Annotated in this window: 32 protein-coding genes; 11 read left to right on the top strand and 21 right to left on the bottom strand. The window is 63.9% G+C overall.

The window, feature by feature from the left end:
- Positions 1-41 precede the first annotated feature (41 nt).
- Together D0T21_RS01400 and D0T21_RS01395 are read right to left on the bottom strand one after the other, a co-directional pair.
- Positions 42-1,253, bottom strand: a complete 1,212-nt coding sequence (locus D0T21_RS01400) for an MFS transporter (RefSeq protein WP_116988074.1) — start codon at positions 1,251-1,253, stop codon at positions 42-44.
- Between the two features lie 103 nt (positions 1,254-1,356).
- Positions 1,357-1,698: a hypothetical protein gene (locus tag D0T21_RS01395; protein WP_116988073.1), complete on the bottom strand. Its 342-nt coding sequence runs from the start codon at positions 1,696-1,698 to the stop codon at positions 1,357-1,359.
- Positions 1,699-1,738: 40 nt separating this feature from the next.
- On the opposite strand from D0T21_RS01395, the gene D0T21_RS01390 reads away from it, so the two are divergent.
- Complete coding sequence (locus tag D0T21_RS01390; protein WP_116988072.1) at positions 1,739-1,960, top strand: DUF3820 family protein; 222 nt, start codon at positions 1,739-1,741, stop codon at positions 1,958-1,960.
- A gap of 7 nt (positions 1,961-1,967) precedes the next feature.
- Here D0T21_RS01390 and D0T21_RS01385 read toward each other — a convergent pair whose 3' ends face one another.
- Both D0T21_RS01385 and D0T21_RS01380 read right to left on the bottom strand, forming a co-directional pair.
- Entirely contained in the window at positions 1,968-2,942 is a 975-nt protein-coding gene (locus D0T21_RS01385; RefSeq protein WP_229211290.1) for an alpha/beta hydrolase, read from the bottom strand.
- A 5-nt stretch (positions 2,943-2,947) separates the two neighbouring features.
- Positions 2,948-3,424 carry a DUF4188 domain-containing protein gene (locus D0T21_RS01380; protein ID WP_116988071.1) on the bottom strand — a complete coding sequence of 159 codons (477 nt, stop codon included), beginning with the start codon at positions 3,422-3,424 and terminating at the stop codon, positions 2,948-2,950.
- Positions 3,425-3,608: 184 nt separating this feature from the next.
- Between D0T21_RS01380 and D0T21_RS01375 the strand changes: the two genes are divergently transcribed.
- Together D0T21_RS01375 and D0T21_RS01370 are read left to right on the top strand one after the other, a co-directional pair.
- The gene (locus D0T21_RS01375; protein WP_116988070.1) at positions 3,609-4,631 is read left to right on the top strand and encodes a M4 family metallopeptidase; all 1,023 of its coding nucleotides are present in this window, start codon (positions 3,609-3,611) and stop codon (positions 4,629-4,631) included.
- 9 nt (positions 4,632-4,640) lie between these two features.
- Positions 4,641-4,946: a protealysin inhibitor emfourin gene (locus D0T21_RS01370; RefSeq protein ID WP_199538380.1), complete on the top strand. Its 306-nt coding sequence runs from the start codon at positions 4,641-4,643 to the stop codon at positions 4,944-4,946.
- On the opposite strand, the gene D0T21_RS01365 is transcribed toward D0T21_RS01370, so the two are convergent.
- The 9 genes from D0T21_RS01365 to D0T21_RS01325 all read right to left on the bottom strand — a co-directional run bounded on the left by D0T21_RS01365 (position 4,943) and on the right by D0T21_RS01325 (position 13,421).
- A complete protein-coding gene (locus tag D0T21_RS01365) occupies positions 4,943-5,332 on the bottom strand; it encodes a PPC domain-containing DNA-binding protein (RefSeq protein WP_116988068.1) in 390 nt (129 codons plus the stop codon). The genes D0T21_RS01370 and D0T21_RS01365 overlap by 4 nt on opposite strands.
- Positions 5,332-5,697 carry a glutaredoxin gene (locus tag D0T21_RS01360; protein ID WP_116988067.1) on the bottom strand — a complete coding sequence of 122 codons (366 nt, stop codon included), beginning with the start codon at positions 5,695-5,697 and terminating at the stop codon, positions 5,332-5,334. The genes D0T21_RS01365 and D0T21_RS01360 overlap by 1 nt, the downstream gene beginning before the upstream one ends.
- 85 nt (positions 5,698-5,782) lie before the next feature.
- Positions 5,783-6,370, bottom strand: coding sequence for a YSC84-related protein (locus D0T21_RS01355; protein WP_116988066.1), 588 nt, complete (start codon positions 6,368-6,370; stop codon positions 5,783-5,785).
- Between the two features lie 45 nt (positions 6,371-6,415).
- Positions 6,416-7,195, bottom strand: coding sequence for a hypothetical protein (locus tag D0T21_RS01350; protein WP_147328014.1), 780 nt, complete (start codon positions 7,193-7,195; stop codon positions 6,416-6,418).
- The gene (locus D0T21_RS01345; protein ID WP_229211289.1) at positions 7,155-8,366 is read right to left on the bottom strand and encodes a hypothetical protein; all 1,212 of its coding nucleotides are present in this window, start codon (positions 8,364-8,366) and stop codon (positions 7,155-7,157) included. The genes D0T21_RS01350 and D0T21_RS01345 overlap by 41 nt, the downstream gene beginning before the upstream one ends.
- A 107-nt stretch (positions 8,367-8,473) precedes the next feature.
- Positions 8,474-9,169, bottom strand: a complete 696-nt coding sequence (locus D0T21_RS01340) for a glutathione S-transferase N-terminal domain-containing protein (RefSeq protein WP_116988064.1) — start codon at positions 9,167-9,169, stop codon at positions 8,474-8,476.
- Positions 9,170-9,247: 78 nt separating this feature from the next.
- Positions 9,248-11,410 (bottom strand): bifunctional diguanylate cyclase/phosphodiesterase, encoded by a 2,163-nt coding sequence (locus D0T21_RS01335; RefSeq protein ID WP_116988063.1) that lies wholly within the window; start codon positions 11,408-11,410, stop codon positions 9,248-9,250.
- Entirely contained in the window at positions 11,403-12,407 is a 1,005-nt protein-coding gene (locus D0T21_RS01330; protein WP_116988062.1) for an EAL and HDOD domain-containing protein, read from the bottom strand. The genes D0T21_RS01335 and D0T21_RS01330 overlap by 8 nt, the downstream gene beginning before the upstream one ends.
- 69 nt (positions 12,408-12,476) lie before the next feature.
- The gene (locus D0T21_RS01325; protein WP_116988061.1) at positions 12,477-13,421 is read right to left on the bottom strand and encodes a LysR substrate-binding domain-containing protein; all 945 of its coding nucleotides are present in this window, start codon (positions 13,419-13,421) and stop codon (positions 12,477-12,479) included.
- Between the two features lie 142 nt (positions 13,422-13,563).
- Here D0T21_RS01325 and D0T21_RS01320 point away from each other — a divergent pair, with 142 nt between their 5' ends.
- The 4 genes from D0T21_RS01320 to D0T21_RS01305 all read left to right on the top strand — a co-directional run bounded on the left by D0T21_RS01320 (position 13,564) and on the right by D0T21_RS01305 (position 17,495).
- Positions 13,564-14,265 (top strand): pirin family protein, encoded by a 702-nt coding sequence (locus D0T21_RS01320; protein WP_116988060.1) that lies wholly within the window; start codon positions 13,564-13,566, stop codon positions 14,263-14,265.
- A 123-nt stretch (positions 14,266-14,388) separates the two neighbouring features.
- On the top strand, positions 14,389-15,042 hold the full coding sequence (ribA, locus tag D0T21_RS01315) for a GTP cyclohydrolase II (RefSeq protein ID WP_116988059.1): 654 nt from the start codon (positions 14,389-14,391) through the stop codon (positions 15,040-15,042).
- A 33-nt stretch (positions 15,043-15,075) separates the two neighbouring features.
- A complete protein-coding gene (locus D0T21_RS01310) occupies positions 15,076-16,509 on the top strand; it encodes a serine protease (RefSeq protein WP_116988058.1) in 1,434 nt (477 codons plus the stop codon).
- Entirely contained in the window at positions 16,506-17,495 is a 990-nt protein-coding gene (locus D0T21_RS01305; RefSeq protein WP_116988057.1) for an FHA domain-containing protein, read from the top strand. Before D0T21_RS01310 ends, D0T21_RS01305 begins: the two co-directional genes overlap by 4 nt.
- 165 nt (positions 17,496-17,660) lie before the next feature.
- Here D0T21_RS01305 and D0T21_RS01300 read toward each other — a convergent pair whose 3' ends face one another.
- Both D0T21_RS01300 and D0T21_RS01295 read right to left on the bottom strand, forming a co-directional pair.
- The gene (locus tag D0T21_RS01300; RefSeq protein WP_116988056.1) at positions 17,661-18,269 is read right to left on the bottom strand and encodes a choice-of-anchor C family PEP-CTERM protein; all 609 of its coding nucleotides are present in this window, start codon (positions 18,267-18,269) and stop codon (positions 17,661-17,663) included.
- Between the two features lie 125 nt (positions 18,270-18,394).
- Complete coding sequence (locus D0T21_RS01295; RefSeq protein WP_116988055.1) at positions 18,395-19,006, bottom strand: TetR/AcrR family transcriptional regulator; 612 nt, start codon at positions 19,004-19,006, stop codon at positions 18,395-18,397.
- A gap of 103 nt (positions 19,007-19,109) precedes the next feature.
- Here D0T21_RS01295 and D0T21_RS01290 point away from each other — a divergent pair, with 103 nt between their 5' ends.
- Positions 19,110-20,351 carry an MFS transporter gene (locus tag D0T21_RS01290; RefSeq protein ID WP_116988054.1) on the top strand — a complete coding sequence of 414 codons (1,242 nt, stop codon included), beginning with the start codon at positions 19,110-19,112 and terminating at the stop codon, positions 20,349-20,351.
- On the opposite strand, the gene D0T21_RS01285 is transcribed toward D0T21_RS01290, so the two are convergent.
- Together D0T21_RS01285 and D0T21_RS01280 are read right to left on the bottom strand one after the other, a co-directional pair.
- Positions 20,352-20,648, bottom strand: coding sequence for a hypothetical protein (locus tag D0T21_RS01285; protein WP_116988053.1), 297 nt, complete (start codon positions 20,646-20,648; stop codon positions 20,352-20,354).
- A gap of 55 nt (positions 20,649-20,703) precedes the next feature.
- Complete coding sequence (locus D0T21_RS01280) at positions 20,704-21,609, bottom strand: LysR family transcriptional regulator (protein ID WP_116988052.1); 906 nt, start codon at positions 21,607-21,609, stop codon at positions 20,704-20,706.
- Between the two features lie 108 nt (positions 21,610-21,717).
- On the opposite strand from D0T21_RS01280, the gene D0T21_RS01275 reads away from it, so the two are divergent.
- The 3 genes from D0T21_RS01275 to D0T21_RS32155 all read left to right on the top strand — a co-directional run bounded on the left by D0T21_RS01275 (position 21,718) and on the right by D0T21_RS32155 (position 23,288).
- Positions 21,718-22,476 (top strand): SDR family oxidoreductase, encoded by a 759-nt coding sequence (locus tag D0T21_RS01275; RefSeq protein WP_229211288.1) that lies wholly within the window; start codon positions 21,718-21,720, stop codon positions 22,474-22,476.
- Positions 22,477-22,585: 109 nt separating this feature from the next.
- Positions 22,586-22,861 carry a BrnT family toxin gene (locus tag D0T21_RS32825; protein WP_116988051.1) on the top strand — a complete coding sequence of 92 codons (276 nt, stop codon included), beginning with the start codon at positions 22,586-22,588 and terminating at the stop codon, positions 22,859-22,861.
- Positions 22,785-23,288: a DUF433 domain-containing protein gene (locus D0T21_RS32155; protein WP_199538379.1), complete on the top strand. Its 504-nt coding sequence runs from the start codon at positions 22,785-22,787 to the stop codon at positions 23,286-23,288. The genes D0T21_RS32825 and D0T21_RS32155 overlap by 77 nt, the downstream gene beginning before the upstream one ends.
- On the opposite strand, the gene ispF is transcribed toward D0T21_RS32155, so the two are convergent.
- The 4 genes from ispF to D0T21_RS01245 are packed head-to-tail and all read right to left on the bottom strand — an operon-like array spanning position 23,228 to position 25,697.
- Positions 23,228-23,716: a 2-C-methyl-D-erythritol 2,4-cyclodiphosphate synthase gene (ispF, locus tag D0T21_RS01260; protein ID WP_116988050.1), complete on the bottom strand. Its 489-nt coding sequence runs from the start codon at positions 23,714-23,716 to the stop codon at positions 23,228-23,230. The two genes, D0T21_RS32155 and ispF, sit on opposite strands and share 61 nt — an antisense overlap.
- A gap of 14 nt (positions 23,717-23,730) precedes the next feature.
- Positions 23,731-24,444 carry a 2-C-methyl-D-erythritol 4-phosphate cytidylyltransferase gene (gene ispD, locus D0T21_RS01255; RefSeq protein ID WP_116994249.1) on the bottom strand — a complete coding sequence of 238 codons (714 nt, stop codon included), beginning with the start codon at positions 24,442-24,444 and terminating at the stop codon, positions 23,731-23,733.
- A gap of 9 nt (positions 24,445-24,453) precedes the next feature.
- Positions 24,454-25,146, bottom strand: a complete 693-nt coding sequence (locus tag D0T21_RS01250; RefSeq protein WP_116988049.1) for a hypothetical protein — start codon at positions 25,144-25,146, stop codon at positions 24,454-24,456.
- Positions 25,143-25,697, bottom strand: coding sequence for an NUDIX domain-containing protein (locus tag D0T21_RS01245; RefSeq protein ID WP_116988048.1), 555 nt, complete (start codon positions 25,695-25,697; stop codon positions 25,143-25,145). The genes D0T21_RS01250 and D0T21_RS01245 overlap by 4 nt, the downstream gene beginning before the upstream one ends.
- Between the last annotated feature and the right edge of the window lie 5 nt (positions 25,698-25,702).

Below are 25,702 nucleotides of genomic sequence, written 5' to 3'. Positions count from 1 at the left end.
ATATACACCGGCTGCGCTGGCTGCGCGGCCGGTCCCCTTTTTTAGTGGGCTACCGCATGCAGCGATTTCTCGCCGCCGACGCTGGCGGGACGCGGATTCAGGCGGTCCAGGCGGCCGCTCAGCACGGTCAGTCCCAACGCGCCCAGCACCACCAGGCCGCCGACCCATCCGGTATGCACCAGGCCGAAGTGATCGACGATCAGGCCTCCGCCCCAGGCGCCGCCGGCGATGCCGACGTTGAAGGCGGCGATGTTCAAGCCGGAAGCCACGTCGACGGCGCGCGGCGTGAAGTGCTCGGCCTGCTGCACCACATACACTTGCAAGCCAGCGACATTACCGAAGGCCACGGCGCCCCACGCCAGCACGGTCGCCAGCACCAGCCATTTGTACGGCGCGGCAACGCTCAGCACGAACAGCACGGCGGCCAGGCCGAGGAAGATGATCTTCAGCGCGCCGATCGGGCCGCGCTTATCGGCCAGCTTGCCGCCCCAGATATTGCCCACAGCGACGGAGACGCCGTACACCAGCATCACCAGGCCCACGGTATTGGCGCTGAAACCGGTGACGTCCTGCAGGATCGGCGCGAGGTAGGTGAAGGCGGTGAAGGAACCGCCATAGCCCAGCGCGGTGATCGCATACACCAGCAGCAGGCGCGGCTCACCCAGTACCTTCACCTGTTGCAGCAGCGAGGCCGGCTTGCTGTGCTTGATGGTCGACGGCACGAACAGCAGGCTGCCGACGAAGGCCAGCACGCCCAGCGCGGACACGGCCAGGAAAGTCTCGCGCCAGCCGAAGTGCTGGCCGATGAAGGTGCCCAGCGGCACGCCGGTCACCAGCGCCACGGTCAGGCCGGTGAACATGATGGCGATCGCACTGGCGGCCTTTTCCTTCGGCACCAGCGAGGTGGCGATGGTCGAGCCGATCGAGAAGAACACGCCATGCGCCAGGCCGGTCAGGATGCGGGCGATCACCAGCGATTCGTAGCCGGGCGCTTTCCACGCCAGCAGATTGCCGAGGGTGAACAACACCATCAGCGACACCAGCAACGCCTTGCGCGGCACCTTGCCGGTCAGCGCGGTCAGCACCGGCGCGCCGACGGCCACGCCCAGCGCATACAGGCTGACCAGCAGGCCGGCCGACGGCAGGTTCACGCCCAGATCGGCGGCGATGGTCGGCAACAGGCCGACGATGACAAATTCGGTGGTCCCGATGGCAAAAGCGCTGATGGTCAGCGCCAGCAAGGCAATAGGCATGACATTCACTCCTGAAAAGTTGATGTCATGCAGTATCGGGACTTTCTTTGATGAGAAAAAGACTCGAAAATAGCAAAGATTTTTGATCCTCAGGCAACAATAATCATTCCACCTTGGTCAGTTCCACGCCGTCGACGGTCATCTTCATCTTTTTGTCTTGCAGATGTGGCGGCTGGGTGACGACGAAGGTGCTGCGGAGGATGCCGACGCCAACGTCGAAGTTATCGCCATTGAACTCCAGGATATCGACATTGAGATCGAGGTTCTTGCCCGGCTGGTTGCGCTTGTAATGCAGCTTGCCGCCGGCTTCGATGTTAAGCTCCATGTCCTTGCCCTTCCAGTCGCCGATGTAGGCGCGCTTGGCGGCCGGGATAGGCTGTGGATCGGCTTGCGCCACCATCGGCGCGGCCAGGGCGCACACCAACAAAACGGCTTTGAATGACATGACAGTCCTCTTCGGTCAGAGTTAAGATAGTTAAAATAGCATGAATTCTGAAAAACTTGCCCTGCTGCTGACGCGTGAAATGCCCTACGGTAAATACAAAGGCCGCGTCATCGCCGACCTGCCCGGCCACTACCTGGGCTGGTTCGCGCGCGAGGGCTTTCCCTCCGGCGAACTGGGCGGCCTGATCGCGCTGATGTACGAGCTCGACCACAACGACCTGCGCAGCCTGCTCGATCCGCTGCGCCAGGCCCGGTCGCGCTGAGCTGCCCTTACAGGATGCCGATATCCTTGAGCCAGTTTTCCACCAGCGACGGCCACGACGACACCGGATGGTCTTTATCCCTGAGGCCGAAGGCGTGCCCGCCCTTGGCGAACAGATGGACCTCAGTCGATACGCCCGCCTGGTCTAGCTTCTGCGCATAGAGCGTGCTGTTGCAGATCGGATCGACGGGATCATCCCAGGCTTGCAACAGGAACGTCGGCGGCGCCTGCCCGGTGACGCGGATGCCGGAATCGAACTTGCCGCCGGCGCGGCACAGGTGGCCCGGATACAGCGCAATGGCAAAGTCGGGATGGCTGCTGACCTTGTCAATCTCATCGACCGGCTTGTAAATCGGCGCCAAAATGTTGCTGGTCTGCGCCACCAGATAGCCGCCTGCCGAGAAGCCGATCACGCCGATTTTGCCGGGATTGATGTGCAGCTCCTCAGCCCTGGACCGAACCAGCTTGATCGTCCTCTGCGCGTCCTGCAGCGCGCGCGGAACCTTGGGCGTCACGTGGCAATGGCATTTCTCGTCCCAGTAATGGTTACCGTTGGGGACGCGGTACTTGAGCAGCACGCAGGTGATGCCGCGCGATGTCAGCCAGTCGCAGATTTCCGTGCCCTCCAAATCCATGGCCAGCACCTTGAATCCGCCGCCGGGAAATACCACCACCGCCGCCCCGGTGCTCTGGCCCTTGGGCGCGTACACCGTCATGGTCGGTTGGTTGACATCGCGAGCCTGGATCCATCCTCCGTGTCCGGCGCCGGGAGCAACAGACTCCGCCTTCGGAGCGGATATCGCATCAGGTACCGCGCCAGGCCAGATCGGCACCTGCACCTGTCCCGACGACGGTTGCCAGGTCTCGGCCTGTACCGGAGTGTTTCCGATCAATAGAACCAACACAAACGAGATGATGCTGGATCTGGGCGATTTGAACCAGGTCGCTACGTTCAATGCGCCCGCTGTTTTGATTTCATTCACCACGGCTAAGTCTGCTCCTCGCCTCGAAAGCGGTCTCTGGCGCTGAACCTCTTGCCGGATGCGGGATATAAGGTCCCGGCTTTACCCAGTCCGAAAGGCGGCATGTTGACATAAACATTCTCGGATGAACCTGGCGAGATTTTATATGTCTCGTGCCAGATACCGACATCGCCGGAGGTTCCCACGGATTGGTTAAATTTCTTCCATGCCGGAAGATGTTCAGCGTCTTTGTTCGTCGCGTAGGAAAGCAACTGCTCAGCCGAGCGCCAGTATTGAACCAGGATGATCGTGCGACCGAACCACATTTCGTAGGAGAGCAGACCCGAGTCGGACGTGCTCGCGAGTTCGCGCAACATCCGAGGCATCGCACTCATCACCGGAAACCACTTGTGAATTTTCCATAGCTTATTGATGCGCATGCCAATCAGGAAGACCACGAAATCCCCATCCAATTGAGCAGTTAGCCGTTCGGGCCGTATCATCTAAAATTCCCCCTGTGCATACGTCGGTTTTCATTTATTTGCCCACATACCCATACTGCCCCAAGAATATCATTTCCACAACAAGAAGACGGGCGCGCCTCATTTTGCACGGGCAATCGTACCGTCCCGCCCCTGCAAACAAGTGTATAAAGAAGGCACTATTGCAACTCCGAAGGAGAACGTCATGGCGACCGAGCCGCACAGCTGCACTTGCTTCATCATCCCGTCCAATATGCTGCGCAAACTGGCAGATGCCGCCGCCTCGCCGGCGGACCGTAGCCTGCTGCTGGACCAGTGCGAAACCTCGGCCTACCTGCGGGGCCAGCGCTCGATCACGCCGGTCGTGGCCGGCATCGCCTCGGTCGGCGAGAAACGCCGTACGATCTTCGACGCCCACCACAAATCCACCCTGCCCGGCAAGCTGGCGCGCAGCGAAGGCGGCCTGGCGGTGGCCGATGCCTCCGTCAACCAGGCCTACGACGGCGCCGGCGCCACCTACGATTTCTATCGCGAAGTCCTCAAGCGCAACTCCATCGACAACAAGGGCTTGCGCATCGATTCCACCGTCCACTACCTGAGCAAGTTCAACAACGCCTTCTGGAACGGCCAGCAAATGGTCTACGGCGACGGCGACGGCAAGCTGTTCCTCGGCTTCACCGGCGCGCTCGACGTCATCGCGCACGAACTGACCCACGGCGTGACCCAACATGCCGTGCCCGGCGGCCTGGTCTACGAAAACCAGAGCGGCGCGCTGAACGAATCGATCTCGGACGTGTTCGGCAGTATCGTCAAACAATGGAAGCTCAAGCAGAGCGTCGACCAGGCCGACTGGCTGATCGGCGCCGGCATCCTTGCGCCCGGCGTCGGCAAGGCGCTGCGCTCGATGGCAGATCCCGGCAACAAGGAATTAACCTGGTCGGGCGACGATCAACCGAAAACCATGGCAGGATATGTGGAAGGCGGCGATGTGCACTTCAATTCGGGCATACCCAACCATGCTTTTCACGCGGCGGCCATGGCGCTCAAGGGCAACTCGTGGGACAAGGCCGGACCGGTCTGGTACAAGGCGCTCGGCCTGTTGACATCGAATGCCACCTTTGCCGACATGGCCAAGGCCACCGCGCAGGCGGCCGTGCTGCTGTATGGCGCCGATTCAGCCGAGCAGCATGCGGTGCAGGCGGCGTGGACAGGAGTCGGCGTCGTTTAGGAGAGTGATATGACACGATTATCGTTGCGATGCACCGGAGGATTTACCGGCCCGGCCGGCGCGCAAACGCGCACCGTCGACCTGTCGCTGCTGCCGCCGCATCAGGCGCATGAGCTGGAACACTTGCTGACGGCCAGCGATTTTTTCGCGCTGCCGGACCAGCTGCTCAAGCCGGCGCCCTGCTCGTCGGATTTTCTGTACGACCTCAAGGTGGACCAGGGCCAGCAGGCGCACTGCATCCGCTACCACCTGGACGCCGCGCCGGCGCCGCTCAAGGAACTGACCGACAAGCTCTCCGAAGCCGATCCCGACTAGCCTATCTTCAATTCCGGATAGCCGGTGCGCGGATCGAGCTCGCGCGTGAAGCGTTGGCCGGGCAGCAGCGCCAGCAGCAGTTCCGCCGTGGTGCGCACGGTGCAGCCCGCGCACACATGGCCGCCCAGCACCCGCCCCTGCGCATCCGACACCGACATATGCAGATGCGCGCCGTCGGCCGAAATCGATCCGGCCAGGGTCAGGATCTCCAGGTCGCCGCGCAGTTCGTCCGGCTGCGGCACGCCGGCGTAGCGCAACTGCGCCACGTTCAGGCTGCCGATGCCCTGCAACACGAAGCCCGCCTGATGGCCGCTGGCGACCAGCGCCGCCACCACCGCCGCGCGCAGATCGTCGCCGGGATCGAGACGCAACGCCAGCGTTTGCATCAGGCCACCATGCGCGCGAATTCGCCCTGCTCGACCAGCTTTTGCAGATCGTCGGCGCCGCCGATCAGCGTGCCTTTCACGAAGATCATCGGGAAGCTCGGCCAGCCGGTCCACATCTTCAGCGCCGTACGCGGTCGCCATTCGGACAGGTAGCTGCCATAGCTCAGGTACTGGTAGGGAGTGCCCAGGCCGTCGAGGATTTTGCGGGCCTTGCGCGGGAAAGGATTCAAGCCCATGCCGACCACCACCACGGCATTGGCGGCCACGGCGGCCTGCACTTCGGCCACCAGGTCGCGGTGATAGCCGCCGACGCGCTCGCGCACGGCTGGGTGGATGTGGGCTTCGTCCAGGATGTTACGGCTCATCGGTATTCCTCATGAATGATTGATGAGCGTAAGAGTAGCCGCAACCGGCGCGGCGGCATAGCCTTTTCCGCGCCGGCGTGAAGGATCAGAGCTCCAGCTTGGAGATCTTGGTGCCTTCGAGGTTGAGGTTGGCCATCAGGCCGGCGTTGGTCAGCACCAGCGCCTGCACCGGATTGTTGGCGGTGTTGGTATCGATCTCGCCGTTGGCGCCCACTTTCAGCAAGGCCACCGAGCCATCGACGCCGGCCGTCCAGCCTTTGCTGGCGCGGAATTTATCCAGCGCTTCCCTGGTCATGAACAGCAGCACCACGGCCTTCGACTGCGCGCCAGCCTGGAAGCCGACCGACACCGATGCCACGCTGTAGTAGTCGACCGACTGGCCGCCGGTGCGCAGCACGCCCTTGCCGTATTCGCCGCCCACCACCAGGCCCGCCGCCAGCACGCGCGGGAACACCAGCACGCCGGCCGATTTACGCACCAGCTCGCGCGAACCCTTCACTTCCGAATACAGGCGCTCCAGCGTCGAGTAGGAACCCTGCTCGATCTCGGTGCGCACGGAGGCCGAATCTGCCTTGCCAGCCGAGGTGGTGGTGGTGCAACCGCTGATGCCGAGGCCCAGGCCAGCAAACGCCAGCGCCACCGTGGTACGAACCAGGAAAGTACGTTTTTGCATAGCTGTCTCCCAAAAGTGCCGCGGTCGCGGCGTGACCAAATGATGTTAATCGATTATAAACTCGCGTCGTCCTTCGTCGTCGCACGGCTGAGCGCTTTGTCCGGCTTGCTCGAACGCCGAACACAGGCGGTTGCCCTGCGGGTCTTCCAGCCTCGGATGCACGCGCAGCAGATGAGTGCCGGGCCGCCAAGCGAGCGCCGGCGTGAAGCGCCACTCGCGCTCGCCCGCCAGCAACTGCACGGCGCCCGCCAGGCGCCGGCCATCCGGTCCTTGCAGCGCCAACAGCGGTGCCGCATCGCCATCGACGGCATCAGGAAAGTCCACCCGCAGCGGCTGCCGGCTGCCCCGTTTGACAGCATGCACCGTCCAGCCTTGCGGGTCGATGCGTTGGCGCAAAGGCGGTCCCACGCGCCAGCGTTTTTCCACCACCCGGCCCAGTTGGGGGTCGTCTATCCGCAACACCACCGTCTGCCCCGGCCGCAGCGCCGGTCCCAGCGCAAGATTCGGTCCGACGCCGGTCTTGATGCGCCCTGGATGCAGCAGCAGCGCCACGCCCAGGCCGTCCGCATCGGCCAGCGGCAGGTCGAGAAAGGCGCCGGCGATGGGTGTGCCGTCGCCATCGGACAAGGTCACATGGCGCAGGTCCAGCGGCGCGGCCAAGGGCGTGTCGAGATGCAGTTCGATGCGCAGCAGATTTTCCGGCACTTCCGGCCCCGACGGCGTCACCCTCGGGCCGGCCAGCGCCAGCAAGGGACTCAAGGCCAGCAGCGCCAGCTGCCCGCAGCTAACGCGCCAATTCAGGATAGCCCTCCAGCCCGCGTGCATATTTGTGGAATTCGCGGAACTTGTCCCCTTCCGGATATTTGTAGTCGGGGAAATCATATTCGTTGACGAAGTCGCTCAGCCGCAGATAGGCGCCCTTGGGAATCGACACCAGCTGCATATTGCCGCCGGCATCGTCGCGCCGCAGCGCCAGCAGCAATTGCGGATTGAGGTTATCGATGCGCAGCACCGCCGACAACGGCGTCATCGTGGCCTTGACGCCCAGGTAGGGCTTGGACGGCCAGTCGATAGGCGTGGTCAGCCCGGGCGCCGCCGCGCCGGCGCTGAGGTCGGCGGCGCTCAGCAAATCGGCCGAGCGGCTGGAGTTGACCAGCAGCGCGAATTCCGCCTCGCCCTGTTTGAACGTGACCAGTCCGTTCGGCGCGCTGCCCCAACCCATCTCGCCCACCGTCTTGGCAACGATGTGGGCGCCGTCCTTCAGGTCCTTGAGCGCTATCGTCACCAGCGGCGTGCAGGTGTAGGCGGCCACCAGCGTCGGTTCGCCGGCGATGGTCATCACCGCCATGCTGCGGATCGGCGCCCGCGTCTCGACCTCGTTATGCACCGGGTGGTACATCTCGATGGTGGTGGCCTGGGCCTTGCCGCTGAACGGATAGTCGTACACCCGCAAGGTCGAAGCGAAGCTGCGGTTCGACAGGCCGGCCACGTACAGCTTGTTTTGGTGGAAGCGCATGTCGGTGACGGTCAGCGTCTGCGCCGGCAGGTCGCGCCAGAAGGCCAGGTCGGCCGCCGGCGCATCGGTGATCGCGGCCGAGCTGGCTACCTTGCCCAGGTCGATGCGACTCAGCTTGCCGGCGGCGTCGATGCGCACGATGGCGGGCGAGGTCTTGCCCTTGGCGCCGCGCACCGTCAGCGCGACGTAGGCGATCTCGCTGTCGGGCTGCACCGCCAGGTCTTCGAAGCGCAAGGCCGCCGGCGCCACGCCGAGCAGCCTGGCGATGGGGGCCTGCACATCCATCAGGTTGAACGGCTTACCGGCGGCCTTGGCCGGCGCGGCCACCGGCAGAGCGTAGATGCGCGCGCCCTTCCAGTCCGCCACGAACAAGGTTTTCGCGTCGCCAAAGGTGAGCTTGGTGGCGGACTGCATGGCCGCCGGTGCGGCCTGGCTGGCGGCCGCCACCAGGGCGGCGATGCAGAACAAAGTCAGTTTCATGCGTTGCACATGCACCTCCTGATCGAGTTGTCGCCGGTTTTCGGCGTCGACCAGCGTAGCATCTGCAACCGCCCGGGCGGTGCTCAAATTACAACAATCAGAAATTACTAAGCTTTTGTGCCCTGCCCGAACAAAATGGCGCGCTCTTCGGCCGACATGCTGCGCTCCTTGCGGGCGTAGACATTCTCCACGCCGACGTAGGCCTTGACGGTGGCCGGCCGCGCGCGCATCGCTTCGAACCAGCGTTGCAGGTCGGGAAAATCGGCCAGCGTCTGCCCGTGTCCCTCGTGCGGCACGATCCACGGATAGCAGGCGATGTCGGCGATCGAGAATTCGCCGGCGATGAAGTCGCGGCCTCGCAGCTGCTTGTCCAGCACGCCGTACAGGCGGCTGGTCTCGCGCGTGTAGCGGTCGATGGCGTAAGGCACGGTCTCCGGCGCGTAGATGTTGAAGTGGCCGATCTGCCCCGCCATCGGCCCCAGCCCGGCCACCTGCCAGGTCAGCCATTGCAGCGCCTCCAGCCGCGCGCGCGGATCGCGCGGCAGGCCGAAGCCGCTCTTGTCGGCCAGGTATTGCAGCATGGCGCCGGACTCGAACATGCTCAGCGGCGGACCGCCGTCGGCCGGCGCGTGATCCACCAGCGCCGGGATCTTGTTGTTCGGCGAAATGCGCAGGTACTCCGGCGCAAACTGTTCCCCCTTGCCGATGTTCACGCGGATCAGCCGGTAGTCGAGACCGGCCTCTTCCAGATACATGGTCATTTTTAAGCCGTTGGGGGTGGCGGCGTAGTAGAGATCTATCATGGTTTTATTGTGCACGGGGACGGCCCGCCGGCGGGATGCCAATCGCGGGATTTTTCAGGAGGCCAATCAGGGCGCACTTCAGCGGCCGCCGAAAGCCAGGCGTTTGCCTTCGCGCAGCATGCCGGCGAAGTCGGCCGCCGGGATCGGCTGGCTGAACAGATAGCCTTGCAGCTGGTCGCAGCCCAGCTCGCGCAGGAAGCTCATCTGCTCGGCCGTCTCCACCCCTTCGGCCACGATCTCCTGGCGCAGTTGCTGCGCCATGGTGACGATGGCGCGCGCGATGGCGCAATCGTTTTCTTCGTACGGCAGGCCGATGACGAAGGAGCGGTCGATCTTCAGGGTGCTGATCGGGAATTTCTTCAGGTAGGCCAGGCTGGAATAGCCGGTGCCGAAGTCGTCCAACGCCAGCGCCATGCCCATCGCCACCAGCTCGTTCATGATGGCGATCACATTGTCGGTGCCGCGCACCAGCAGGCTCTCGGTGATTTCCAGGTTGATCTGGTCGGGCTGCACGCCGTGCCGCTCCAGCACCGCCGCGATGCGCTTGGGCAGCTGGTTGTCGAACTGCCGCGCAGACAGGTTGACGGCGATCGGCGGCATGATCAGGTTGGCGTCCTTCCACTCGCGCACCTGGCGGCAGGCTTCTTCCAGCACCCAGGTGCCGAGGTCGAGGATCAGGCCGGTCTCTTCCGCCACCGGGATGAACACGCCCGGCGACACCAGCCCGCGCACCGGATGGCGCCAGCGCAGCAGCGCCTCGGCGCCGACGATGCGGCCGCTGCGCAAGCTCACCTTGGGCTGGTAGTACAGCATCAGCTCGTTGTTGCTGAGCGCCTGGCGCAGCTCGCTCTCGATGCGCAGGTGCTCCTTGGCGCGCTGGTTCATCTCCTCGCTGTAGAACAGGAAGGCCGATTCGATATTCTGCGCGGCCTTGCTCATCGCCACGTCGGCATAGCGGATCAGGGTCGAGACTTCGGTGCCGTCCTCGGTGTAGACGGTGATGCCGATGTGGGCGCCGACCTGCAGGCTATGGCCGCCAATGACGATGGGCGCGACCAGCGCGGCCAGCAGCTTTTGCGCGACGATGGCCGCGTGTTCACGCTTTTCGATGTGCAGCAGCGCGACCGCGAACTTGTGGCCGTCCAGCCGCGCCAGCACGTCGGCCTCGCGCAGCGACAGCCGGAACAGGCGGCCGATTTCGCACAGCAGGCCGTTGCCGATATCGTGGCCCAGCGTGTCGCTGATGGCGCCGATGCGGGTGATCTCGATCACCAGCAGCGCGCCGTGTTCCTGCGAGCGCTTGGTCTCGGTCAGCGCCTGGCCGACCAGCTGGTTCAGCAGGCACAGGTTGGGCAGGCCGGTCAGCGTGTCGTAGTTGGCCATGCGCTGCATGCGCGCCTCGGCGTCCTTGTGCACGCTGATGTCGGAGAACAGCGAGAAGGTGTGGCTGATCTTGCCCTGCTCGTCGCGCACCACGCTGATGGTCACCGATTGCGGGAACAGCTCGCCGTTCTTGCGCTTGCCGATGATCTCGCCGCGCCACGGGCCCTGGCCCTGCATGGCCGAGCGCACCTTGGCGCGGAACTCGGCGTCGTGCACGCCGGAGCGCAACAGGTCGGGCGTCTTGCCGATCGATTCTTCCGGCGTGTAGCCGGTGATGCGGGTGAACGAGGAATTGATCGAGACGATGCGCTCGTGGGCGTCGGTGATCAGCACGCCCTGGTCGCTGTCCTCGATGATGCGGGCGTGCAGGTTGAGCTTGTCCTCCTCCGACAAGGCTTCGTTGACCTTGGTGAGCTTGATCAGCATGCCGACCGGATCGCCGCCGTCATCGTGGCGCAGCAGGATGTGCAGGTTCACCCAGATCAGCTCGCCATTCTTCTTGCGCCGGCGCACCTCGGTGTGTGCGCCGCCGGCCGGGTTGCCGTCGGTCTCGAAGAACAGCTCGGCGATGTTGCCGTCGTCATCGCCCTCGGCGTACAGGAACAGCACGTGCTGGCCCATGGCTTCCGCGGCGGTGTAGCCGAACATCTGCTGGGCGCCGGCGTTCCAGCCGGTCAGGTAGCCGGCCAGGTCCAGTTCCAGTTCCGCATCCGCCGGGGCCGCCGCCTTGGCGGACGCGCCGACGCCGGCTTCGGCCAGCGCGGCATCGAGCTGGGCCAGCGTCGCCGCCAGCGCCTCGCCCGATTCGCTGCGCGCCTGCCGGCTCAGCGCGAGGCAACGCTCGATCGCGTCATGCATGGGGAGTACCCGCCTTGCCCGCCGATACGCCCTGCATCCACAAGTAGGCGTCGGCCAGGATCTGATTGAAGCCGGCGTTGTCGATCTGTAGCGCCTGCAAGCCTTGCGTCAGCGCCGCGACATCGTCGTGTTCGGCGGCTTCGACCACGCTGAGCAGCTGGCCCAGCTCGCCTTCGCGCGACAGCAGCGCCAGTTGCACGGCTTCGCTGATGGTCAGCGGTTTCAGCACCTCGGCCAGCGGCATGCCGAACAACACGCCCAGCAGCGAGAACATGCCGGCCATGAAGGCCTGCTCCTGGTGCGGCTTGTCATAGCCGGCGGCCTTGGACAGCAGCTCCATCGCCCGCGCCCGCACCGACACGCGCGCCAGCAGCATGGCCGAGCGCTGGTCGGCCTCGCGCGACGAGAACAGCATCAGGTTGAGCCAGCGGCGCAGCTGCGAGCGGCCCAGGATCAAAATGGCTTGCGAAAAGCTGGTGACGCGGCGGCCGGTGCCCATGCCCAGCGAGTTCACCAGCCGCAGCAGGTGATAGGACAGCGTCGGGTCCTGGCGCAGCAGCGCTTCGATTTCGTGGGTGTCGGCGTCGGCCGAGACCAGTTGCACCAGCTTCAGCGCCAGCGCGCGCGAGGCGGCCTGGCTGCCGACCGGCTTGGGCGGCGGCGCCAGGAACCAGTCGCCCTCGATCCACGACACACCGGTGGGCAGGTCGGCGCCGAGCACGCTGTCGCAGTGGTGGACTTTATTGGCGGGCAGCGCCTTCCAGCCGGCCTCGTTCAGCAATTGATGGACGGCCTCCGCCTTGGCGTCGGCCTGGCCAACGCCAAGGCGGAGGCGGTAGTAGCAGCTCATGCTGCCGGAAGCCAGCTCCTGCAACACGCTGGCGGGCACCATATCGACCTGCAAGCCACTGGCATCGAGCAGCAACGCCGATGGCACGCCGTTGCGGTCGGCCAAAGGATGCAAAAACACAGGCGGCATGGCAGTCGTAGCAGTCATTGAGCGTGTCCAGCGAAAGCGGTCGGTGATCCCGCTATGGTACTCCGAAATTATTGGCGTCGGCCAACATTATGCTGCCGAGACGGGCAATATCAAGCGGTGCGGCAAATGTCCGACCAGGCGCTCGAACAGTCCCGGCTGTTTCATGCGGTCCAGCCACCACTGCAGCGCGGCGCCGTGCTCGCCGCTGCGCCAGGCCAGGTAGAAGGTTTCGGCCGGTTTGGGCTCCTCCACCTGCTTCTCCACCAGCAGGCCGGCGGCGATGGCGGCGCGCGCGCACGGCTCCGGCAGGAAGCCGAACCCCATGCCGGCCAGCTGATACTGGAACTTGGTGGCCATGTCGGGCACGGTCAGCGTGTCCTGGCCCAGCAACAGGCCGACGGTGCGCGGCGCCATCTGGCGTGCCGAATCGGCCACGCTGACGGCGCGGTGTTGCTGCAATTGCACGCGGTCCAGCCGGCCTTCCACCGCCGCCAGCGGATGCGACGGCGCCACTGCGAACACGAAACCGATCTTGCCGATCGGCAGGGAGACGTAGCCGCCACCGGCCGGGCCGTCGCCCGCCACGCCCACCAGCAGGTCTGCGCGGCGGTCCAGCAGCGCTTCCCAGGCGCCGGACAGGGCTTCCTGCACGATGCGCAGCCGGGTCTGCTGGGCGACCTGGTAGAAGGCCTTGATATCGTCGTGGAACATGCAGGCCGAGAACATCGAATCCATGCCGACCGCCAGCTCGGTCTCCCAGCCGGAGGCCACCCGGCGCACGCGGTGCTCCAGGTCTTGCGCGGCTTTCAGCAGGTAACGCCCCTCCTTCAGCAGCTCGACGCCGGCCGCCGTCAGCACCACGCGCGGGCCGTTGCGCTCGAACACCTGCACGCCGAGGTCGTCCTCCAGCTTGCCGACGGTGTAGGAAATGGTCGAGGGCACGCGGTGCAGCTCCTTGCCGGCGGCGGAGAACGATCCACGGCGGTCGATGGCGTCGACGATTTGCAGGGCTTCGAGGCTGAGTCTGAGCATTCGATTTTTTCGATAGTAAAGCGGTAAATTTTCCGTTTTTTTATTCCGTAGCACCCGCTTATACTGTGATTCATGGATGCAGCGATAAGAAAACAGCTTTCAAAATTATCGCACATTAACTTACAAGAAACGGAGCCCTACCATGTTGCAAATTCGTAAAAGTGAAGAACGCGGCGTCGCCAACCACGGCTGGCTGCAATCGCGCCACACCTTCTCGTTCGGCAGCTATCACGATCCGAAGCACACCGGTTTCGGCCCGCTGCTGGTCATCAACGAAGACCAGGTGCTCGGCGGCCAGGGTTTCGGCACCCACGGCCACCGCGACATGGAAATCATTTCCTACGTGCTCAGCGGCGCGCTGGAACACAAGGACAGCATGGGCACCGGTTCGGTGCTGCATTACGGCGACGTCCAGCGCATGAGCGCAGGCAACGGCGTGCGTCACAGCGAGTTTAACCATTCGCCGAACGAACAGGTGCATTTCCTGCAAATCTGGATCCAGCCCAACCAGACCGGCATTCCGCCGAGCTACGAGGAAAAGCACTTCACGCCGGAGAGCAAGCTGGGCCAGCTGCGCCTGATCGCCTCCAACGACGGCCGCGAAGGCTCGGTGCTGATCCACCAGGATGCGGCGATCTACGCCACCATCATGACGGCCGGCGACAGCCTGAAGCATGAGCTGGCCCAAGGGCGCCAGTCCTATGTCCACGTGATCCGTGGCGAGGTGACGGTCAACGGCACCGCGCTCAAAGGCGGCGATGCGCTGAAAATCACCGGCGAAACGCAGGTGACACTGCAGGACGCCAAAGCGGCCGAAGTACTGGTGTTCGACCTGCCCGCTTAAGCTAGAGGCCGGCCTAAAAAAACTTTCCGCCAGTTTTGGTATCATGAAGGGCGCGCCGGGTCTGTTCGAACAGCCCGGCGCGCCTTTTTTACCTTGAATATCAATTAATTGAAGAGCATAGCTATGTCGCAGAGCGCAGCAACCCCGGCAACAGACGAACTGGATTACATGACCTCCTGCGCCCTGCCGACCCCTTGGGCCCAGTTCACGCTGCACGCCTTTGTCGAAAAGGCAACCGGCAAGGAACACCTGGCGATGGTGCTGGGCGACATCGGCAACGGCGAGCCGGTGCTGGCGCGCGTGCATTCCGAGTGCCTGACCGGCGACGTGCTGTTCTCGCAGCGCTGCGACTGCGGCGCCCAGCTGGAAGGCGCGCTGAAGAAGATCGCCGCCGAAGGCCGCGGCGTGCTGCTGTATCTGCGCCAGGAAGGCCGCGGCATCGGCCTGATTAACAAGATCCGCGCCTACCGCCTGCAGGAAGCCGGCGCCGACACGGTGCAGGCCAACGAGCAGCTGGGCTTCAAGCCGGACCAGCGCACCTATGGCCTGGTGCAACCGATGCTGGCGCAGTTCGGTGTCAAAAGCTTACGCCTGATGACCAATAATCCGCGTAAGATCGATGCCATGACCAAACTGGGCATCGAGGTGGCCGAGCGCGTTCCGCTGCTGGTCAACCGCAACGCCTTCAACCAGCACTACCTGAACACCAAGGCAGCCAAGCTGGGCCACATGATGACGCCGCTGACGCCGGCGCCGGTGGAGGATGGCGCGCTGTAAGGTGAGTTTTTAAAGCTTGATTTTAAGGACTGCATGAAATTTAACAAGCTTGCTATTGTCATCGCCCTGAGCTGGGTCTACGCCGCCGCGCTGGCGGCACCGGCCGCGAATGCGCCGGCCAAGCTGCCGCAACTGGCCGCCGCGCAGTCTTCCGCCAAGGCCTCGGCGCCCGACGCCGACAACGCCGACGCCGCCCCGCTGCCGCCACCCTCCACCGCGGCCCAGCATCTCTACGGTTCCGCCAAAAACGACATCCTGCAAGTGCGCTCGCTGCTCAAGAGCGGCCGCACGCAATCGTCGGTCGGCTCGGGATTTTTGATCGGCACCAGCAACCTGGTGGTCACCAACTACCACGTGGTCTCGCAGTTCGCGCTCGATCCCGACACCTACGTCGGCGAATGGGTGGACACCAGCGGCCAGCGCGGCAACGTCGAACTGCTGGCGGTAGACGTGCTGCACGACCTGGCCGTGCTGCGCGTGAGCCGCAACGGTACCGGCTTCTTCAAGATCCCCGAACAGCTGGCCAAGCTGACGCAGGGCCAGTACCTGTACTCGCTGGGCAATCCGCTCGACCTGGGCTTCGCCATTTCCGAAGGCGCCTACAACGGCGTGATCGCGCGCAGCTTCTACGACCAGCTGATGTTCACCGGCCCGATCAACTCCGGCATGAGCGGCGGCCCCAGCGTGACGGTGGACGGTGCGGTGGCCGGCGTCAACGTCTCCAAGCGCCTCGATGGCGAACTGGTCAGCTTCCTGGTGCCGGCCCGCTTTGCGCAGGACTTGCTCAAGCGCGTGGAGCAGCAAAAGAAAACGCCGACCGACTTCACCGCCGTGGTCGCCGCCCAGTTGCTGAACCATCAGCGCGCCATGGTCGACCAGCTGCTGGCCAGCCCGCTGACCCTGAAACCGATGGGCCCGTATCAGGTGCCGGTGCGCGAGTCCGAGCAGATGCGCTGCTGGGGCCGCTCCAATGTCAAGGCCGACAAGCCGTTCACGGTGGATGACGCCAGCTGCGCGATGGAGTCGGCGATCTTCGTCAGCGGCTCGCTGCAGACAGGCCAGCTGAGCATACGCCACCAGTACCTGCGCAGCACCGGCCTGGACAAGCTGCGCTTCGCGCAACTGGCCAGCTCTTCGTTCAAGAACGAGCACTTCGGCACCAGCAAGGACACCCGCCTGACCGGCCCGCAGTGCACCGAGGACTTCGTCAAGAACAAGGACCTGCCGCTGCGCGCCGTGCTGTGCGTGCGCGCCTACCGCAAGTTCGCCGGCCTGTACGATTTCGCGCTGCTGACCGCCAGCACCGACCAGGGTTTGATGAGCCTGCAAAGCCGGCTCGATGCGCGCGGCGTCTCGTATGAAAACGGCTTGCGCCTGTCGCGCGTGTTCATCGAATCGCTGGGCCTGGCGCCGGTGGTCAAGAAGCCTGTCGTGGCGGCCGCTCCAGCCAAGGGAGGCAAGCAATGAAAGCCCCCTACTTCATCGAAATCCTGGCTCGCAACGGCGACGTGCTGCACCGTCACAAAGTAGCCGCACTGCCGATCCGCCTGGGCCGCAGCTACGATAACGACGTCATCCTCGACGACGCCCACAGCGCCGCCGCCCACGCCGTGGTCGACGCCAACGAGGAAGGCGAGCTGGTGCTGCGCGACCTGGGCAGCAAGAACGGCACCTACCTGCAAGGCAAGCGCCAGACCAGCGTGGTGCTGGAGGGCGACACCATGGTGCGCCTGGGCCACACGCGGCTGCGGGTGCGCGCGGCCGACTTTCCGGTCGCCGCCGAAGTGGCGGACACCACCATGCACGGCTGGGAAGGCGCGGCGCCGGCCACCATCGGCCTGGCGCTGATCGCCATCTGCACCTGCTTGGAAACCTGGCTGTCCGACGTCGAACCGTTCGCGTTGATACGCTACCTGCTGGTGCTGGCAAGCAGCCTGGCCGCAGGCCTGCTGTGGAGCGGCGTGTGGGCGCTGGCCAACCGCCTGTTCGGCAGCCACGCGCGGCTGGGCCGGCACTTGTTCATCCTCGGCAGCGGCCTGGCCGTGCTGGGTGTGTGGCGGGTCGGCGGCGCGGCGCTGGCGTATGCGTGGTCGGCCGAAGCGTTCACCCGCTACGGCAACCTGGTCACGCTGGCGATCGCCTGTGGCATGCTGTTCTTCCACCTGATCACCATCAAGCCCCACCATCCGCGTCGCTTTGCGATCAGCTGCTGGGTGATGCTGGTGGGCGGCGCCGGCCTGATGTTGATGACCAATCTGCAAAGCACGGGACGCGCCTCGGATGAGCTGTACATGTCGGTGCTGCTGCCGCCGGAAGTGCGGCACAGTCCCGACCGCAGCGTCGACCAGTTCATGGCCGATGCCGCCAAGCTCAAAACCGGCGCCGACGCCGCCCGCGTCCGCGCGGTCAAGGACGGCACGCCGGAAACCGACGACGACGACGGCGACGAATAACCCCCGGGGTCAGGTCTGACATTCGGACACGAGCTCTGCCGTACTAGGCGCTACGGCAGAGCTCGTGTCCGAATGTCAGACCTGACCCCGGATAAAAAAAGCCCGCCGGCCTGAACGCGCTTAAGAATGCGCTCAGTGCCGGCGGGCTTTTTTACGTGCTGTCTGTTACTTGGCTGCTTTGCGGCGGCGGGCGATGACGCCTACCAGGCCCAGGCCGGCCAGCATCATGGCGTAGGTTTCCGGCTCAGGTACGGCGGCGGTGACGGACACATTGTCCAGCACGGCGCCCGACCAGCCGTCGCCACCGACACTACTGAACACCAGCGCTTGCGAACCGCTGGTGGCGGTGAAGTTGAAGGTGTAATTGGTGACCGGGGTGCTGCCGTCGAACGCGTAGTGGTTGCCACCAACGAACACATCCATGCCGGCGCCGTGCGAGTTTGGATTGTGGGTCAGGTCGAACGACAGCGTGTAAGTGGCGCCGACAACTGCGTTGAACGATTGCGACAGTACGCCAGGACCCGGCGAACCCAGCATGTCGATGCTGTTGCCCGAAATCGCGTTGTAGCTGTTGTTGATGATGTCGACCGAGTTACCGCCGACGGTCCAGTAGGCGATCGCGCCATCGCCTGCGCCCACCACGGTGTAGTTGTTCAGATTGACGCCGCTGGCGATTTCAAAGTCGCCGTTCTGGATCAGGTTGGCGGCCGATGCGGCGCCCGAAACGCTTGCTGCGGCAATGGCTGCTGCCAGGATCAGTTTGGACATTTTCATGTTATGACTTTCAAAAAGGAGGGGAACGGCGACTCAATAACGCTATTCTACCGACTAATTTCAAAGACACAACTAAAATTTCATTTTAATATCAGATGTATTTTTTAAGCAATATTTTCATAACCTCAAGAAGGCCATCCGCGCAGTACCTGGTCCACCACTTCCTGTAGCTGTTTGCGGGTGGCGCCGGCCGCCGCCTGCACTGCCATGCCATTGGAGACCGTCATCACATAGCGCGCCATCTGGCCCGAGCAACTGTCGGCCGGCAGGTCGCCGTCGGCCTTGGCGCGCTCCAGGCGCGCGCGCAATTTGGCCTCGCTGGCGGCGCGGCGTTCGATCAAAGAGTCGCGTATTGGCAACGCATCGTCGCTGCAAGCGAGCGCGCCGTTGATCACCAGGCAACCATGCGGGTTCTCGGATTCGGTCTGGGCGTCGGCATTGCCGCGCAAAAAATGCTCGACCACGGCGCGCGCGGTCGGCTGCGCCAGCGCCGCATTGAACAGCGGATCGTGGGAAGCGCCGTAGCGCTCCAGCGCCAAGCGGAACAGGTTTTCCTTGTTGCCGAACACGGCGTACAGGCTGGGACGGTTCATGCCCATCGCCTCGGTCAGCTCCGGCAGCGAGCTGCCTTCGTACCCCTTCTCCCAGAACACTTTCATGGCCTTGTCCAGCGCCGTCTCCGCGTCAAAAGTGCGCGGGCGGCCGGACTTGCGAGCTGTTGCAGAAATATCTTTCATACCGATCGGTTAAAAATTGATTGACAAAGTTCTTTGCGGACTTCATTATGAACCGATCAGTAAAAAACTCAAGTATTTTTACAGCTCATAGGGAATAACTCATATGCAAAACCACACCAACGCCCAGGCCGTCCTCCCCGACGACGCGCCCTCGCCCATTACCACACCCACCCGCGCCGCCTGGCTGGCCGTGCTGTCGGTCGCCGTCGGCTCGTTCGCGCTGGTGACCACGGAGTTCCTGCCGGTCGGCCTGTTGCCGTCCATCGCCGCCGAATTGGGCGTGACCGAAGGCATCGCCGGCATGATGGTCACCGTCCCCGGCCTGGTGGCCGCGTTTGCCGCCATCCTGGTCACCATCGGCGTCGGCAAGACCGACCGCCGCTACGTCATCTGGGGCCTGACCGCCACACTGATCGCCTCCAACCTGATCGTCGCGCTGTCGCACAGCTATCCACTGGTGCTGGCCGGACGCGCGCTGCTGGGCATAGGCGTCGGCGGCTTCTGGGCCATCGGCGGAGCGCTGGGCAACCGGCTGGTGCCGGAGGCATCGGCCGCGCGCGCCACCTCGATCATCTTTGCCGGCATCTCGCTGGGCACCGTGGCCGGCGTACCGGCCGGCGCGATGATCGGTGAGATGGTGGGCTGGCGCATGGCCTTCTTCACAGCCAGTGCGGTGTCGCTGCTGGTGCTGGCGGCGCAAATGTGGCTGCTGCCACGGCTGCCGACCACCTCCGCCCTGACCTTCGGCCAGCTGCCGGCGCTGCTGCGCGTGCAGAAGGCGCGGCTGGGCATGCTGGCGACGCTGCTGATCTTCATCGGCCAGTTCGCCGCCTACACCTATGTGACGCCGTTCCTGAGCCAGGTCGCCGGCTTGAGCGCCAAGACCATCAGCGTGCTGCTGCTGATTTATGGCGCGGCGGGTTTCGTGGGTAATCTGATCGGCGGCTGGGCGGTGGCCCGAAGCGTGAAGAATTCACTGATCGCCACCGGTGTGATCATGGGCCTGTCCGCCGCGGCGATGCCGCTGTTCGGCGCCACGGCTGCCGGCGCAACGGTGTTGATCGTGATCTGGGGCCTGGCCTTCGGCATGATGCCGATCTCGGTGCAGACCTGGATGTTCAAGGCCGCGCCGGATGCGATGGAAAGCGGCGGCGCAGTATTCGTCGCCACCGCACAGATCTCGCTGGCCAGCGGCGCGCTGGTGGGCGGCGTGTCGGTCGACCATCTGGGCGTGTCGAGCGCGATGGTGGTTGGCGGCGTGTTTGCGTTGGCGATGGCCGCCGTCATCGCGGCGTGGGCACGGGACGACGGCAAGCCGCTGGCCAAGCTGCACGCCGTACACTGATCAGATCCGGCCGCGTTTGAATTCAGCCAGGAAGGCCTTGGTCTCCCTGGCTGACAGCACTGTGATTTCATCGCCATGCCAGGCATACAGATATGGTGTGCCGCCCAGGCGGTCGGTCAGCTTGGCATCGAGCAGGAAGCAGGTGCCGAGCGGGTACTCGTCGCTCATGCGGCGCGAACACTGCACATGCAGCTCCGGCGAGAAGGCCTGTCCCGGCACCGGATGGATCTCCACCCTGCCCGCGCGCTCCACCGAATGCACCGCCACCTGCCGATAAGCGTAGATATCACGCGCCATCGTCCATCCTTCGCCGTCAAAAGCGCCATGGTAGCAGATCGTTTATCGATGCTGGCTATCCCACCAGCGAAGTAACGAACTCCAGGAAGGCCAGCGTTTTCGCCGGCGGATGGTAGCGCGACGGGTAGTAGGCATACATCGGGAAGCGTTCGTCAGGCCATGCCGTCAACACCGGCGTCAGCGCGCCTGAACGCAGCAGCGGCTCCACCGCCAGGTCGATCACCTGCGCCAGGCCGTAGCCAGCCAGCAGTACGCTTTCCATGGTGCCGGCGTCGTTCAGCGTCAGTTGTCCGCGCGGGTTGACCACCGTGGTTTTGCCGCCGCGATGGAACTCCCAGTCGTAGGGCCGGCCCGTCGCCGGATTGCGGAAGTGGATGCAGGTGTGGTCCTCGCCTTCCAGGTCGGACGGCTTCTTCGGCACGCCGTGGCGACGCAGGTAGGCCGGTGTGGCGACGGTCAGCACGCGCGTGTCCATCAGCTTGCGGGCGATCAGCGATGACGATTGCGGATCGCCGAAACGTATCGCCAGGTCGAAGCCATCGCCCACCATGTCGCCCAACTGGTCGCGCGCCACCAGGTCCAGGTCCAGTTCCGGATGCCGTTTCAGGAAGGCGCCCAGTTTGGGGCCCAGCAGCAGCCGCGCCAGCAGCGGCTCGATGTTGACGCGCAGCCGCCCACGCACCACGACCGCCCCCTCTCCCGCCGAGGCCACCGCCTCCTCCAGCCCTGCCAGCAGCGGCCCGATTTGCGCATAGAAGCGACGGCCTTCGTCCGTCAACGTTACCTTACGCGTGGTGCGGTCGAACAGCCGGATGTTGAGCCGCGCCTCCAGCTTGGCGATGGCGCGGCTGACGCCGGACTGCGACATCTCCAACGCCTCGCCCGCGCGCACGAAACTGCCGGCATCGACGATCGCCGCCAGCACGCGCATGCCATTTACTACCCTTTCGTCGAACGCCATGATGTATGCCGATTTGTCATGAATGATATGAGTTCCATGCTATCGGAGTATCAGTGTTTTTGCATCAGAATTCTTGCATGCGGACTTTCCGTCTTATTCAAGGAGAACATGATGAATGCAACGAACGAAATTAAATCAGGCACGGGCGGCCGCCTGCTTGGGCAACGCGTGATAGTGCTCGGCGCTTCTTCGGGCATCGGGCTGGCGGTGGCGCGCGAGGCCCTGCGCGAGCAGGCGGAGGTGCTGGTGGTGTCGAGCCAGATCTCGCGCGTCGAGAAAGCGCTGGAATACCTCGGCGGCAAGGCGCAGGGTTGCGCGCTGGATCTGCACGATGAACGGGCCATCGAGCGCTTCTTCGCCACCACCGGCGAATTCGATCATCTGGTTTATACGGCGGGCGACGCGCTCACGATCGGCGCCTTGACCGGCTTCGACCTGGCGGCAGCGCGCTCGGTGTTTGACTTGCGCTACTGGGGTGCGCTGGCGGCGGCCAAGTACGGCGCGCGCCATATCCGGGCTGGTGGCTCGATCACCTTCACGACCGGCATCGCGGCGGCGCGTCCACAGAGCGGATGGTCGCTGATGTCCAGCGTGTGCGGCGCGGTGGAGGCGCTGACGCGGGCGCTGGCGGTGGAGTTGGCGCCACTGCGGGTCAATGCAGTATCGCCGGGGGTGATCGCGACGAATCTGTGGGCGGACATGCCGCAAGCGCAGCGCGAGCAGTTGTTTGCCGACGTCGGTGAGGCGCTGCTGGTCGGGCGCGTAGGCTCAGCAGAAGACGTCGCCGCCGCCTACCTGTTCCTGATGAGCAGCGGCTACGCCACCGGCCAGGTTCACGTCGTCGACGGCGGCGCACTATTGATCTAATCGAAGGACGGTTGAGAATGCCAGGCACAGGATATCGAAACGATGTCCTGGCGAACTGGTATTTTTATTTGGTGGCGCTTGAAGGATATCTTTAAGCCACTAAACTGAAATGACTACGTACACGTGGGACGAAACCAAGCGCCTAAGCAACCTGCGCAAGCATGGCCTGGATTTCGCCGATGCTCCGCCTGTGATTGAGGGCGCGTATAGCACTGTTGAGGACGTTCGCTTTCGATACAGCGAACGTCGATATAACGCATATAGCTACTTCCAAACTTATGCTGCTGTCGTCACTTACGCGGAGGAAAATGATGAAATACGAATCATCTCATTTAGAAAAGCAACGAAACGTGAAGCAAACGAAATATTTAGAAGACCCGGATAGCTGGCTAAATGTAATGCCAGACTATGACGACGAGATCGTGATTGACGAAGATGGACCGGAATACGATCCAAGATACTTCACCGAGCCCGTGCATAAGTTCAGGGGCAGGATTATTCCGCCCCGAAAATCGCCAACAGATCCATTCGACCCGGAATGGCTGGCCTATATGAAGTCCATCACGCCGCTGGTACAGATGGAGCCTGATGTTCTGGGCGGCATACCAGTATTCAAAGGAACACAGGTGCCAATCAAGCGGATGTTCGACTATCTGCTGGCGGGAAAACCGCTGGATGACTTTTTAGCAGACTATCCGTCGGTTTCCCTAGACATGGCCATCGGCGTAAGGGACAACGCGACGACCTTATTTTACGAAGATATCAGCAAGGCGATGGATTCGGCCGCGATCCCCTCTTCCCTGCCCAGGTAACCCAGCTTCTCGTTGGTCTTGGCCTTGATGTTGACCTGGCCGACCGCCACGCCCAAATCCTCCGCGATGTTGGCGCACATGCTGGCGATATGCGGCGCCATCTTCGGCCGCTGCGCGATGATGGTGGCGTCGATGTTGCCGATGCTGTAGCCGGTGGCCACCACGCGCCGCGCGGCTTCCTTCAGCAGGGTGCGCGAATCGGCGCCCTTGAACTGCGGATCGGTATCCGGGAAGTGCTTGCCGATGTCGCCCAGCGCCGCTGCGCCCAGTATCGAATCGGTGATCGCGTGCAGCAGCACGTCGGCGTCCGAGTGTCCCAGCAGGCCCACATGATGCGGGATGTCGACGCCGCCGATAATCAGCTTGCGGCCTTCCACCAGTGCGTGGCAATCATAGCCCTGGCCGATGCGGAATGGGAGTTTGGTCATTTTTCTATCCTGTGTTATTCGCCGGCGGCCAGATACATTTCCGCGATGCGGATGTCGGCCGGCAGCGTGACTTTCAAATTACGTGGATGGCCTTCAATCAGCCGCGGCGACAGGCCCAGCATCTCGACGGCGCTGGCGTCGTCGGTGATGGCGTTGGCGTCCGGCGCGCTGCCCAAGGCGCGCAGCAGCAGCTCGTAGCTGAACATCTGCGGCGTCTGCGCCAGCCACAGGCCGTTGCGCGACACCGTCGTCGCGGCCACCGGCACCACGCCCGTCGCGCGCTTGACCGTGTCCACCACCGGCAGCGCCAGCAGGCCGCCTGCGGCGTCGTCGCCCACGCCGTCTATCAGCTTGGCGATCAGGGCCGGCGTCAGGCCGGGACGCGCGGCGTCGTGCACCATGATCATGTCGCCGCCGGCGACCACGCCCTGCAGCTCACGCAGGGCGTTGAGCACCGTGTCCATGCGGGTGGCGCCGCCGCAGCGCAGCACCGTCACGCCGTCCAGGTCGGCCGGCAGCACGCCGTCGATCTGGCCGTCGGCCGCGCTGACCACCACGTAGGTATGCGCCACCAGGTCGCTGGCGCGGAAGGCGTCGACCGCATGGCGCAACATCGGCTTGCCGCCTACCGTCAGGTATTGTTTGGGTCCGTCCGCCGCCATGCGCGCGCCGACGCCGGCGGCGGGCAGCAGCGCAAAGTAGCGCGGGGTATGTTTGGATGCAGTCATATTCTTCAATTATTTATGGCGACGCAGCAGGATGGCGGCGATCTCGCCGTCGCAGACCTTGCCCATGCGGGCGTATTCTTCCGGCGTATCGATCTCCGCCTGTTTGGCCCTGCCCTTGTCGAATTCATCGCGGATGAAGGGGAACCAGGTGCCGTTGATCTCATGCTCCAGCGCCGACATCGCCGTGCCCGACGGCGCGTACAGCGGCTTGGCTTCGAAGCGTTTGTTCAAGGCCTCGCGCACCACCTGCTCCACACGCGCCAGGTTTTCCATGTAGGCCTGCAGATGCCGCTGTTCGTGTTCGAGGATCGCCTGGTACGCGCAGGTGCCCGGCGCGAACTCGTTACCGACATAAATCAGCACCGGCGAATAATTCAGCTTCAGGTCCACGCGCGGCGCGATGCATTCGTAGCCGCTGACCGGATCCTGCAACACCGGCCCGCCCAGGTCGACCGAATACTGGCCCTTGGTCACGGTCAGCCCCAGCGTCACCATCTTGTTGTCCATGTTGCCGGACTTCGCGGTCAACGCGCGGTAAGGCAGCTGGTTGTTGATGGTGTAGCCGTTCTGTTTGGCCGACAGCACCGACACCGTCTTCGCGATCGTATCCTCGCAACGGATCTGGAACGGCGTGCGCTGCGCGGCGGCGTATGCCGTGCCGCTGGCCAGCAGGCCCAGACCGACGAGGATGACGAGCTTCATAGCTTCCAGTCGCCCGCGCGCAGCTTGTCCAGCCAGAAGATGCCGATGATGGTTTTGACGTCGGTGACTTTCCCTTCGCGCACCCATTGCAGCAGTTCGTCGATGGTGGCGGTGAAGGTTTCGAGGAACTCGCCGTCGTCCAGCTTCTGCGGGCCGGCCTTCAGGCCGCGCGCCAGGTACAGGTCCAGGTGCTCGTCCGAATAGGCGATGGCGTTGTGGATAGTGGTGACGAACTGCCACTCGGTGGCGGTGTAGCCGGTTTCCTCTTCCAGTTCGCGGTGGGCGGCGACCAGCGGGTCTTCATTGTGATCGATTTTCCCGGCCGGGAATTCGATGAACACCTGATGCAGCGGATAGCGGTACTGGCGTTCCATCAGCACCCTGCCGTCGTCCAGCAACGGCAGGATCACCACCGCGCCGGGGTGCAGCACGAATTCGCGCGCGGTGTGCTTGCCGTCGGGGAGTGAGATAGTGTCGCGTTGGACTTTGAGGAAGTGGCCGTTGTAGACCAATTCACCGTCGATACGGGTTTCTGTCAGATGCTCGTCCATGCCTG

Source organism: Duganella sp. BJB476 (assembly GCF_003416895.1).
Taxonomy (GTDB): domain Bacteria; phylum Pseudomonadota; class Gammaproteobacteria; order Burkholderiales; family Burkholderiaceae_D; genus Rugamonas.
This window is presented reverse-complemented; position numbering and strand designations above follow the sequence as displayed.